Genomic DNA, 12,797 nt, shown 5'->3' on the forward strand with positions numbered 1-12,797 from the left:
TCACCAATATACTATTTTTCGTACATTAATAGTATAGAATCATTCTATATTCAAAGCAATTCTAATGCAATATATTCAATCTTGCTTAATCTATTCCCATTATTTATTTTCTTGCTCAATACATACTTAATCCCAATATACTATATTTTGTACAACTGTATTGTAAGTGTTTACATTTTAAAACTCAAGTAATTAATTTGGAAAAATTTAAATAAGGGAGTGGATGACCACTCCTTCATTTCCTTGTGAAATATAACAGCTAATTTATCTATCATGCTCTACTCCTGAAGACAAGACTTGTTATCTAACATCCACATTTCCTCCCGTCAGTACACATACGACATTTTTATCCTTCACATGCAGCTTACCATGCATCGCTGCAGCTACTGTAGTCGCACTCGACGGCTCAATCAGCTGTTTCATCCGCTCCAGGACAAGAAGTTGTGCTTCCTTAATGTCATCGTCCGATACTAGCACAATATCATCTATATAGCGCTGAACGACTGGAAATGTCAGATAACCTGGTTTTATCGCCCGAAGCCCATCGGCAATTGTAGTTGATACCGGGATCTCCGTCAGCTCCCCATTTTTTAATGATAGATACGTATCATTTGCTGTTTCTGGTTCTACACCGATTACTTTTACATTTGGCTTACTCTGCTTTATTGCAGTCAATACGCCGGAGATCAATCCACCTCCGCCAATTGGAACGACAACCACATCTGTCTCTGACAGCTGCGCTAATATCTCTAAACCGACTGTACCCTGCCCTGCCATGACAAGTGCGTCATTATATGGAGGAATAAACACACCATGATTCTGTTCTGCTACCTCCTCAGCCTTTATCAATCTTTCTTCGGATGTTAGACCATGTTTTGCAACCGTTCCACCATAGGCGTTTATCGCTTTCAATTTACTTTCCCTTACATCTTCAGGCACTACAATAGTTGCCGGCACCCTTAATTGATTTGCAATATAGGCAACTGCCTGTCCGTGATTGCCGCTGGATGCCGTCGTGATAAATCTAGCTTTCCCCTTTACTGCCTTTTTCACTTTATTCGTCGCGCCACGGATTTTAAAGGAGCCAGTCTTCTGAAGATGTTCCGCTTTAAAATACATGTTATTGCCACAGATTTCACTTAGCTGTGTGGAATGCAAAATTGGCGTTTCATGGATAACATCTTGTATCTCCTGTTTAGCTTCTAGGATCTCTTTTAAACCAATCATTAGTAAGCCTCCCTTTGCCAATAAGTAATTCGTATTTTTACCCTCTTTAAATCTATGTTTCTAAAATAATGATATTGTATATGTCACTCAAATAATTTTTGAGTCGTTTATATCAATCTAACATATAATCTTCTGAAAACAGCCAAAAGTGATATAATAAAGAGTACAGCTTCATATTATTCCTAGAAAGGGGTTAGGTAACAATGAATGAAAAGATTACCGTACTTAACTTTGATAACACATATCAAAAACAAGCCTTTCTGCACAAGGAAAATGTTGATTGGGTGGACCTGCAATCGATTGCCAACACAAATCTTTTTTGTGAACGAGCTACATTAAAGACAATTGAACATAAGATTTCCCACCTGAGAAATAACATCACTCTGATTGGAAATGGAAACTACCACTACATCACCTATCTGCTGTTAAAACAAGTTCAAAAACCTTTTACCCTAATTTTATTTGACCATCACACCGATACATTAAAAAGCCCTAGTGAGGATCTGATTTCCTGTGGTTCATGGGTACTTGAATCCCTTGAAACTAATCCCTACTTGCAAAAAGTTTTGATTATCGGGGTCAGTGAAGAAGGAGAAACACAAATCCCCCCTTCCATAGAAGGAAAAGTACGTCTTTATACAAAACACCATCTCCGCTTGAATTTCAAGCGTGCACTCCACTCCATCAACCAAGAAATTCAAACCGACGAAGTTTACCTTAGTATCGATAAAGATGTCCTCGATAAAAAAGACGCAATAACTGCCTGGGATCATGGGAATATGCGTTTACGTGAGCTCTTGAGAGTCGTTAAGGAAATTATTAAAAACAAAAACATAAGTGGAATCGACATTTGTGGGGAGTATCCTTCAAATTCAGATGAGTTCGGACTAGAAACTAAAGAAGCTAATGATAAAAACAGTTTTGCGAATCGATTTATGCTGGAGTATATAATCCGATGGCTGCGGCAGGCAAACCATTCTTCTGAGGTTTTACATGCTTAATCATTTAGTGCTGAGAACTAAATATAATTCTTAACCGACTTTAATACCTGATTATTTCCATTCTCAAAAATAAAGGATTTCCCTCCAACAAAGAGAATCTATACTTTAAAGGAGGGTTACAATTGGAACAGGAAATAATAAACAAAGGACAAAAAAAGAGACTAACCAAAAGGAAACTATTCTTGTTTATTATCGGAGGAATTATTTTAGTTTTACTCTGCATGCTCTTATTCGCAAATATATACTTAAATCGCTCGGTAGCACAGGTTAAAGGCACGATTAATCTTCCAATTTTACAAGATGAAGTCACCGTGTTGACGGATTCACACGGAGTACCTCATATACGTGCTCAAAATGAGCAGGATTTATATATAGCACAAGGGTATGTTCAGGCGCAACATCGAATTTTCCAAATGGAATTATCCCGAAGACAAGCATCTGGAACGCTAAGTGAAGTTGTCGGTGAGGCCGCAGTGAACCAGGATAAATATTTCAGGACACTAGGCCTAAGGCGTGCTGCTGAAGCATCGTATGAGATTTATTCCGAGGAAAGCAAACAAGTCTTGAATTGGTTTGCTGATGGTGTAAATGCATATATTGAAGATGCTAAAATTGCAAACCGGCTCCCAATTGAATTTCAATTGATGGATGCGGAACCTGCAGAATGGACCCCGATTGATTCGCTTACAATCGGAAAATTTATGGCATTCGATCTAGGCGGGAATTGGGAGCGGCAAGCATTTAATTACTATGCGCTGAGCCGTTTCTCGGAGGAGAAAGCTTACGAGCTGTTCCCCGTTTATCCCGAAAACCGGCCGACCATCATTCAGGATGAAGAAATCGATATAGCCAAAAGTTTTGAACACGCGGTAATTCCACATGAATTCAACGGAAGTAATAATTGGGTAGTAAGCGGGGAAAAAACTGCATCCGGTGAACCAATGCTCGCTAATGATCCGCATTTAGGATTAGCAACCCCTTCCATTTGGCTTCAAATGCATTTGCAAACAGATAATTTAAATGTGAGTGGAGTAATTTTTGCAGGTGTACCTGGAATTATTTTGGGACATAACGAGGACATTGCATGGGGCGTGACCAATACAGGACCAGATGTACAGCAGCTCTATTTGGAAAAACAAAATCCAGAAGCACCAAATGAATTTTTGTTTGAAGATGAATGGGAAGAAGCGGAAGTAATTCCAGAACCGATTCACGTTAGAGATGGAGAAACGATTGATTATGAAGTTGTCGTGACACGGCATGGACCTGTCATCTCCGAATTTGCAGAGGAAAGTGGTTGGGGGACGGTTCTGTCCTTACGCTGGACGGCACTCGAACCGACAACGGAACTCGAAGCAATTTTAGAGATGAATAAGGCGACCAATTGGCAGGAATTTGAAAAAGGGCTCGAAAAGTTCCTTGTGCCGGCGCAGAATTTTGTATTTGCTGCAAAAGATGGAACAATTGCTTATAAGGCAAACGGAAATATTCCACTTTATAAAAACCCTGGAGATGCCCTCCTCCCTCTTGAAGGTTGGCTTGCAGAAAATGAATTGAACGAGTACATCCCATTTGATGAACTGCCTACTGTGGTAAATCCGGAGAAGGGTTATATTGCTACAGCGAATAACAAAGTTGTAGGTGATGACTATCCATATCATATCAGCAACGTCTGGGCACAGCCGTACCGCTACGAACGAATTTCCGAGGTGCTGGAGGAGAGAGATAAACTGACAATAGAAGATATGCAGAATTTACAAATGGATCAAATGAATCTACAAGCAAGGGAATTTGTTCCTTCTTTTTTACAATTAATCGAGGATAATGATTTATCGGAAAATGAAGAAGCAGCTTTGGAAATTATTGCATCTTGGGATTATGAGGATGATGCTGGTGAAGCAGCACCTTTAATTTTCCACCAATGGATGTATGAAGTGGAAAATGTATTATATTCGGGACATTCGGGATTTCCAAGCTCAATGATGAATATGTTCACTGCGAGAGGACAAACGACGGATAAGATCATAAGAAAAGGAATCGTTGGAGAAGAGTCGATTTGGCTGGATGAAAATGGCGGATTGGAACATGTGTTGATTGAATCTTTAACCCAAGCCGTCCAAAAGCTCGAAGTGGAATTTAGAGAAGATTTTTCTGCTTGGAAATGGGGAGATTTTCACCAGGTGGAATTCCGACATCCGCTATCAAGCATTCATCCAGTATTGGAGTTTTTCTTTAATCGAAAGGACCCTTTGCCGATCGGAGGAAGTGCAATAACCCCGATGGCAGCAGCTCATAATCGTGATACAGGAGAAGTTGAGCACGGTGCTCCTTGGAGATTTGTAATTGATTTAGCTAATATTGAAACTGGATATCACATCAACGGCCCTGGACAAAGTGGTCATTTCAGAAGTGATGCGTATCATGATAAAATTAACGATTGGGTGAATGGTATGTTTTATGAAACCCGATTGAATGAGGAAGAAGGGAAAGTATTGCGGTTTGCAAAATAATGCCATTGGAAAAGGGATACTCCTTCAATCTGGAGTATCCCTTTGATTTTCAGTAACATATAAGTTTATTTTTATTAATCCCGATTGTTTCGGGTGGGAAATTCTTAAGATTATCAGCTATAATGGATAGCTTTTAGAAAACGCAGCATGTATTCAAAGTTAAAGAATTTCACTTTACCGCGGTATATGTTCCACTGGATGTTCTCTGACTTAAGCAACACAAGCCCTACCTGCTCTTGCGTCCTTGCGACCCCTTAGTCGCTCCAGTTTGAATAAGCATCAACAAAAACATTGTAGAATGCCAGAATTACTTAGTTGTTACTAGACTATTAATAATATCATTCACTAAATCATTTGTCAAATTAATCTTAGATACTCTTTTTTTCTAGACAAAGTAAATCATTCCATCAACCTCCCGGCAGATGAAAATGATCTAAGCATTGGCTTTTCATATGAAAGTTTTTTATGCTCGGACGATATGGATGAGTGGACATATGACCTTGAGCAACGGGAAGCCTTTGAAAATGACAAGATAGAAAGATTTTATGGACACGTGGAATACGCACACAAACAGATGGTATTAAAACATAATGATATTTGTTACAGCACTTCTATTTTCACAGAGGATGGGTACCATGAATCTGATAAAAGACTGTTTGAATTGTTGGCAAATACATTTAAGACAGAAGAAGAAGGAGCTTATGACCCTATTTATTCCGGGGTCGGAGGCAAGAGGCTATCAAGGCGGAGATAACCGTTCAAAACTGCGGGAATTGCAAATTACGAAGCTTGATATTTCTTCTAATTCAAGTTCCAGAGGGCACGTGAGAACCCCTTGCGTTACCCCTCACTTCTGAATCCTACTCCAGAGGGTACATGAGAATTTCTTACGTTACCCCTCACTTCTGAATCATGCTCCAGAGGGTACATGAGAACTTCTTACGTTACCCCTCACATAGAAATATTGTTCCAAAGGGAACGTGAAAACTCCTTGCTTACCTCTAACTCCAAAATTCTGTCCCAGAAAAAGATCTGGCTCCAGAACATCATAAAATATCAAACCAAAATCCCTGCCCTCTCCAATTCCCTGCAAGCTGCTTCAATCTTCTCTATTGAATCCGCTTCTAACGTATGAAGATGCAAACCTTCCGTTAACGATGATAAATGAGAGGCTTTTGGATCTTGCAGTTTTTCATAAAACAAGTCTACCTCTTTTCGATTGCTCACCATGATCGAGGCTGTCAAGTCACCATATACCGGATGCTCCACACTCACATCCTTGACTGTAACGCCATGATCAACAATCATATACAACTCTTCTAGTGTTTGCTCTGGAGTATGTCGGACCACAATCGTCCGTCGTTGTACACTATCCTCCGCCTTCTCCCTTAAATAAACATATCCTTGACTCGTAGCGATAATTGGTTCGTTTTTCGCTTTTAGGATGGAAACATCTTGAACAATAACTTGTCTGGAGACATTCGCTTTTTCAGCAAACTCTGAAGCTGTAATTGGTGTGGATGCACTTTCTAACGTTGTGATAATTAACTTTTGACGTTCTTGGGGCGACATTTTTTTCATATTTTTACACTTCCTTATGGTTATGCCATTCTAAAATTCTACCATGTGCATGTAAAATTTCACTTGATATAATATTAAATCTATGTAATGATAGTTGTCAAGACATCTAAATATACAACCAAATAAACACCCATGAATTCATTGTGAAAAATTTCACAACTAACTCAATTTATAAGGAGATATAAAGATGAATCAACTAAAGTTAAAGAAAATGCTAGAATCATTTTTACTAGAAGATATTGGTGATAATGACTTAACAAGCAACTCTATCTTCCCTATCGAACAACAAGGTAAAGGGATTTTCATTTCGAAAGAGGATGGAATTATTGCAGGACTTGAAATCATCCAAGTTGCTTATCATTTGCTCGATCCACAAATCGAAGTTAAATTGCATTTTGCTGATGGAGATAGGGTCAATCAAGGAGATACGATTGCGGAAGCTTTTGGTCCAGTAAGACCCATCCTGACAGGCGAACGTGTCATTTTAAATTTACTCCAGCGGATGAGTGGAATCGCCACATTAACGAAAACATGTGTAGAGACTTTAAATGATCCCTCCATTCAAATCTGTGATACAAGAAAAACAACGCCAGGCCTAAGGATGCTGGAGAAATATGCAGTCACCGTTGGCGGTGGGAAAAATCATCGTAACGGCTTATATGATGGTGTCATGATTAAGGATAATCATATTTCTTATTGCGGATCCATTACAAAAGCAGTTGAGCGAGTACGTGAATCTGTGGGCCATATGGTAAACATCGAAGTTGAGACGGAAACGCGGGATGAAGTGTTAGAAGCCGTTGAAGCAAATGCAGATGTCATTATGTTTGATAATCGCAAACCTGAAGAAGTGAGGGAATTTGCCAAACTTGTTCCACCTCAAATTATAACCGAAGCTTCTGGAGGGATTAATCTATCAAATCTAGCATCTTATGCCAATACCGGAGTTCGATATATATCTTTAGGTGCATTGACGCACTCGGTTATAGCGTTAGATATTAGTTTACAAGTCAAAGAAGGAAACAAAAAATAATTTCCGACTAACAGGAGAGCTAGAACATGAACAAAAAAACATTCATATCTATTCTATTACTGCTATTCCTATCTATTCTAGCTGGCTGCGAAGAAGAAACAGAAAGTTCTGATTCGAACGGCATCACTACTACTATCAAGGGCGGTCGGACAGGTGGTGCATGGGCAGTATTTACAGAAGGAATTGCCGAATCGGTCCGTCGTGAAAATGATTCCTCCTATATTACAGTGGAACCTGGCAGTATAGTAGAGAATCCTCCCATGGTAGGTCTCGGCAGGGTTCCATATGGTTTGTCTTATGCGATGACCGCCTATGCTGCTTATCGAGGAGTAGAGCCATACGATCAAGCTTTTGAAAATATTCGTGCGGTTAGTGTTGTTATTCCAGCTAATTATTATCAATTCTTTGTGAGAAAAGATGTGCCATACGATTCACTTCATGACATTGTGGAAAACCAAATACCAATTCGTTTGGCTGTGAACCAAAAAGGATCAGATGCTGAGCTGATCACCCGGGAAACATTCCATCATTTTGGAATAACCTATGAAAATATCATTTCATGGGGAGGGTCAGTCGATTATCTGTCCGGGTCAAAGGCGTTTGAAATGATGGCGGATGGAAGAATTGACGCTGCTGGAAATGCCGAGTCTGCACCTTCAGGTAATATTATTGAAGCCTCTACAACCATCGATTTAAAAATGGTTTCCTTGGATAAGGAAACTATTGAAACGGTATCCGAAAAACTCGGAATGGAGCCCAACACGATTCCTGCTGGGACCTATGACTTTCAAAAAGAAGACATTGATACGGTCAGTACCCCAGCAATTCTTATCGTTCATAAAGACGTTTCTGACGAAGAGGTGTACGCAGTTACAAAGAGCATCTACAACAACTTGAATTATTTACAAACCGTACATGATGAATTTAAAGAATTGACAGAGGAAAGTATGATAAACGTTGGAGAGCTCCCTCTCCATCCAGGAGCCGAGAAGTTTTATAAAGATATCGGAATACTTGCTAAGGATGAATAAACATCTTATTTTGCCAAGAAGGAGTTAGTTCCTTATGAACATAAAAGGATTTGTTGTAGGTTGGTTTGGTTATGGATACCGACGGCAATTATCATCATTCCACATAAAAATATTCAGCTGCACGGCCTTCATTTTATCTATATACCAAGTCTGGTCTGTAATCTGGGGAAAACTAGATCCGTTGAACCAGATGGCCATTCATCTATCTGTAATATTGGGCCTGACATTTTTGATGTACGGCTATTCAAGAAAACATAAAATCAAGCAAGCACCCACTCTATATGACTATGCCGCTGCACTGTTAGCATTATCTTCAGGAGTGTATTTTTCAGCTCAAGCAGAACGGATTTCAGTAAGGATTCCTATCCTAGACCCATTAAGTACACTTGACCTCTTTTTTGGCGTTATTTTTGTGGTCTTAACGATAGAAGCTGCTCGAAGAACGATGGGATTTCCAATCATTGCAATTGTGTTTATTGGCCTTGGTTATAGTATATGGGGACATCATTTTTCAGGTTTATGGCACCATCGTGAATTTTCCATTTCAGAGATCATTAATGATGTAGCCTATAGCTATAATGGAATTTGGGGATCTCCACTCTCAGTTGCTGCAACATTTGTGTTTATGTTCCTTTTATTTGGTGCATTTTTGAAGCATGCCGGTGCGGGTCAATTTTTCTTTGATCTATCGGCCGCCATTGCAGGAAGAACAAAGGGAGGTTCAGCTAAAGTAACAGTCTTAGCCAGTGCATTCTTTGGTTCCATTTCCGGGAGTCCGACAGCCAACGTCGTTACGACTGGGTCCTTTACTATTCCAGTACTCAAAAAAAGTGGTTACAAACCCTCCATGGCAGCAGCAATTGAAGCAGCTGCATCAACAGGAGGGAGTATTTTACCGCCAATCATGGGGTCTTCCGCTTTCTTGATGGCGGCAGTTACACAAATCCCCTATGGAACAATCGCGATAGCTGCCGTCATCCCTGGGATCCTTTATTATGTATCCTTACTTGTGATGGTCCATTTGGAAGCTGTACGATTGGATTTACCAACACCTGAGGAAGAAAGTATTCCACGATTAAAAGAGGTATTGATAGAAGGTTGGTATTATTTTATTCCATTAATTGTTTTAGTGTATTTTCTCATGAGTGGATACAGTGCATCAAGGACAGGATTTTACAGTATTCTTGCAGTTATTCTTGTCAGTTGGTTCCGTAAAGACACACGGATTGGATTCAAAACAGCATTCCACGCGATGGTCGACGGCGCAAAGTCTTCCATTCCGGTAACCGCTGCCTGTGCCGCAGCAGGAATGATTATCGCAGGAATCATGTCTACAGGTCTCGGTGGAAAGCTGACAAGTATTGTTCTAGGGTTCACCGACGGACTACTCGTCCCTACCCTATTTTTAGTGATGCTCATTTGTATTGTTTTGGGGATGGGAATGCCAGTAGCAGCTGCCTACATATTGACAGCCATGTTGGCGGCTCCAGCTTTAATCGGATTAGGTGTCTCACCACTTGCAGCACATTTGTTTATCGTGTACTTTTCTATTTTTTCTGCAATAACACCACCAGTTGCAGTTGCAGCCTACGCAGCTGCAGGAATTGCAGATGAAAATCCGAATACTGTCAGTATCGAGGCTGTTAAGCTAGGAATTGTTGGTTTTATTATCCCATTTATGTTTGTTTTGAAACCAGCTCTACTGATGGAAGGTTCATGGACGGAAATTATAATAGCAACATTTACCGCAACACTAGCAATTATTGCACTTGCAGCAGGAACAATCGGATTTCTGAAAACAAGCACTACCATCTGGGAACGGATAATATTAATTGTAGCTGGCTGTATGTTCGTATACCCTAGTTTCTTATTGAATGGAATCGGAATCATTTTATTGATTACAGTATTCTTGTTCCAACTGAAACGAAGGATCGGAAGTTCAGTTTCTAAAGGAGCACAAAATATACCAAGAATTTAACAAGATGTGTTTTTAAGCTGAGAGAAATTCCAGCCTCTCCTCAAAATCCCACCTCAGTTCGTTTAGTTTACGAACAGGTGGGATTATTTTTCATAATATGACCATATACAACGAACATCCATCTCCCCCTAACTATCCTTTTTATTCTTCTAAATTCTTTTATCTATTTTACAAAATTAACTTTACACGAAGGAACAAACGTTCTATAATAATGTTAATGTTTTCTGATTCTTTCATAACTTCTAGTTTTTACGCCCCCTTTTATGGAGTTCATTCGATTATGATTATAAGGACCCATAAGAGGAGGAGTGTATATTCTTGAAAAAGCAGAAATTTACCTTCGAAGAGATATATGAACAAAATGAGCGGAGGATCCATTACCATTTGCACAGGTTGAACATACGAGATCACCATCAAGAGTTTTATCAGGAGGGGCTTATTGCTATGTGGAGTGCATATAAAAACTATCAGCCAGATAAAGGTCCACTATCCACCTACTTCAATTATATGATCCGCAATCGTTTAATCGATCTCATTCGAAAAGAAAGTCGCAGGTTGGAAAATGAGAAACTGGCAACATCGGAGGACGAAGGTGCAAATGATACGGCTACGTATCATCAAGTAAGCGAAACGACTCAGTCTCACATAACCACTCATCTAGACAGCAACATGGATGATTATATGTGGAAGCAAATAAGAAACATACTGACGGAAAAACAGTGGAAATGGGTACGATATTACATTATTGAAGATATGACACTAAAAGAGATTGCTGAGAATGAGGGTGTTTCCATCGAAGCGGTAAAAAGTTGGGCAAAGGAAGCAAAGAAAAAACTGCGGAATATCGATATGAAAAAGATGATTACAGAAAACCTGAATTCCTAGTTTCACAAATTGATATTCTCCAACAGTCCCTTTTGCCTATTTCTTAGTATCCAATACGGGAAAACAACCTACTACATCCTTACCCATTATGTACATTTACATTTACATCCAATGTTGTTAATATTTCAAATAATAATGTTTATATTGGGGGAAGAATATACCTTTTTCAGCAAATATCCGACAAACAAATAAAAGGAGAATCAGCATATGGCAAAGCTTGTAAACATAGGGATGATCCAAATGAATGTAACACTGGGTGATGTTCAAGGAAATTTAGAAAAAGCAGCTCAATTCGTTGAGGATGCTGCTGAAAAAGGAAGTCAGATTATCTGCCTGCCAAAACTATTTTCCACTGGTTATCATTTGAATTATCTAGGAGAAAAAACAGTGGAACTGGGTTTAACATATTTTCAGGATAGTGTGCAATTTTTATCCAACGTAGCACGTAAAAATAAAGTATACCTCATAGCCCCTATCCCTGAAGAAAGGGAAATAAAAGGCGTTCTTTATAACTCAGCTTTATTATTTAATGATGAAGGCGACCTGGAAGGATCCTATGCTGCACCCCATTTACAGGGGGAAGAAGCGATATATTTTCGGGAAGGCAATGAATTCCCAGTATTCGAAACGAAGTATGGAAAGATTGGAATTGCTATGTTTTACGATGTTGGATTTCCAGAAGTGAGTAGAATCCTCAGCCTAAAAGGAGCCGAAATGATTTTTATTCCTGGAGCTTGGAAGGCCCAAAACATGGATATGTGGGATTTGATTTTGCCGCAGCGAGCACTAGAGAACTTAGTATATACTATTGGTGTGAATCATATATCTGATGATCACGGACTGGAGCTATTCGGCAAAAGTAAAATATGAAATCCGAGAGGTAAAGTGATTAAAGAATTACCTGTGAATGAGGAATTTATATCAAATACGATGATAGATTTAGATGAGGTATACAAACATCGGATAAAGATCGATTATTTAAAGGACAGAAAACCATATCTTTATGAAGAATTAACACATACACAAAATGAGTAAAACGCTTGAACCATAAAGAGCCGAGTCATTTAATTCTCGGCTCTTTAATTTGAATGGATTAGTTTAATAGCCAGCCAGAGACGGTGTTCAACTCCAGTCTAACAGTTTATTATACATATACTATTTTTCTTAGAGAGAGAAATATGTTACTACCCATTATTTTAGAGTCTTATTTTATATCCATGTATTTAACGAAGTCTTTTGTTTCGGCTACATAATAACTGGGTAACGATAATTAATCTATTCTAAACTAATCTGTGGTGAATCAATATGGATGAGCATAAAGAGATTGAAAGAACGGAAAAGAAAACGGATTCAAGCAGAGTTGCAGTTGCCTTTATAAAATATGCCGCAATCCTGATCATCTTCTTTGGCATTCTATGGTTTGTTATTAACTATATATTATAGTTTCAAAAAGAGGCTGGGACATAACTAGCCGAAAACAGTAATTAAAAAGGATCCAAGCAATCAAAACTTTGCTAGGATCCTTTTTTGAGTCAAATTTATCATTATCGG

General features: G+C 39.0%; 11 protein-coding genes. 9 read left to right on the forward strand and 2 right to left on the reverse strand.

Features of this window, described 5'->3' with window-relative positions; all coding sequences use genetic code 11:
- Positions 1-300: 300 nt before the first annotated feature.
- A complete protein-coding gene (locus tag ACFSBH_RS21330; RefSeq protein ID WP_379599670.1) occupies positions 301-1,227 on the reverse strand; it encodes a threonine/serine dehydratase in 927 nt (308 codons plus the stop codon).
- Between the two features lie 203 nt (positions 1,228-1,430).
- Here ACFSBH_RS21330 and ACFSBH_RS21335 point away from each other — a divergent pair, with 203 nt between their 5' ends.
- The 3 genes from ACFSBH_RS21335 (at position 1,431) to ACFSBH_RS21345 (ending at position 5,492) form a co-directional block, all read left to right on the forward strand.
- On the forward strand, positions 1,431-2,228 hold the full coding sequence (locus ACFSBH_RS21335) for an arginase family protein (protein ID WP_251512311.1): 798 nt from the start codon (positions 1,431-1,433) through the stop codon (positions 2,226-2,228).
- 221 nt (positions 2,229-2,449) lie between these two features.
- A complete protein-coding gene (locus tag ACFSBH_RS21340; protein ID WP_379599683.1) occupies positions 2,450-4,738 on the forward strand; it encodes a penicillin acylase family protein in 2,289 nt (762 codons plus the stop codon).
- Positions 4,739-5,216: 478 nt separating this feature from the next.
- The gene (locus tag ACFSBH_RS21345) at positions 5,217-5,492 is read left to right on the forward strand and encodes a hypothetical protein (RefSeq protein WP_251512312.1); all 276 of its coding nucleotides are present in this window, start codon (positions 5,217-5,219) and stop codon (positions 5,490-5,492) included.
- 302 nt (positions 5,493-5,794) lie between these two features.
- Here the strand turns inward: ACFSBH_RS21345 and ACFSBH_RS21350 are convergent, their stop codons facing one another.
- Complete coding sequence (locus ACFSBH_RS21350; protein ID WP_251512313.1) at positions 5,795-6,319, reverse strand: transcription repressor NadR; 525 nt, start codon at positions 6,317-6,319, stop codon at positions 5,795-5,797.
- Between the two features lie 187 nt (positions 6,320-6,506).
- Here ACFSBH_RS21350 and nadC point away from each other — a divergent pair, with 187 nt between their 5' ends.
- From nadC to ACFSBH_RS21380, 6 genes are all read left to right on the forward strand, one after another.
- Complete coding sequence (gene nadC / locus ACFSBH_RS21355) at positions 6,507-7,352, forward strand: carboxylating nicotinate-nucleotide diphosphorylase (RefSeq protein ID WP_379599673.1); 846 nt, start codon at positions 6,507-6,509, stop codon at positions 7,350-7,352.
- Between the two features lie 26 nt (positions 7,353-7,378).
- Positions 7,379-8,383, forward strand: a complete 1,005-nt coding sequence (locus tag ACFSBH_RS21360; RefSeq protein ID WP_379599675.1) for a TAXI family TRAP transporter solute-binding subunit — start codon at positions 7,379-7,381, stop codon at positions 8,381-8,383.
- Between the two features lie 34 nt (positions 8,384-8,417).
- On the forward strand, positions 8,418-10,361 hold the full coding sequence (locus tag ACFSBH_RS21365; protein WP_379599677.1) for a TRAP transporter permease: 1,944 nt from the start codon (positions 8,418-8,420) through the stop codon (positions 10,359-10,361).
- A gap of 318 nt (positions 10,362-10,679) precedes the next feature.
- Positions 10,680-11,246, forward strand: a complete 567-nt coding sequence (locus tag ACFSBH_RS21370; protein ID WP_251512317.1) for a sigma-70 family RNA polymerase sigma factor — start codon at positions 10,680-10,682, stop codon at positions 11,244-11,246.
- A 207-nt stretch (positions 11,247-11,453) separates the two neighbouring features.
- Positions 11,454-12,116, forward strand: a complete 663-nt coding sequence (locus ACFSBH_RS21375) for a nitrilase-related carbon-nitrogen hydrolase (protein WP_379599679.1) — start codon at positions 11,454-11,456, stop codon at positions 12,114-12,116.
- Positions 12,117-12,551: 435 nt separating this feature from the next.
- Entirely contained in the window at positions 12,552-12,689 is a 138-nt protein-coding gene (locus tag ACFSBH_RS21380; protein ID WP_251512319.1) for a hypothetical protein, read from the forward strand.
- The last annotated feature ends 108 nt before the right edge of the window (positions 12,690-12,797 follow it).

Source organism: Oceanobacillus luteolus, from assembly GCF_042678205.1.
GTDB lineage: Bacteria > Bacillota > Bacilli > Bacillales > Amphibacillaceae > Oceanobacillus > Oceanobacillus luteolus.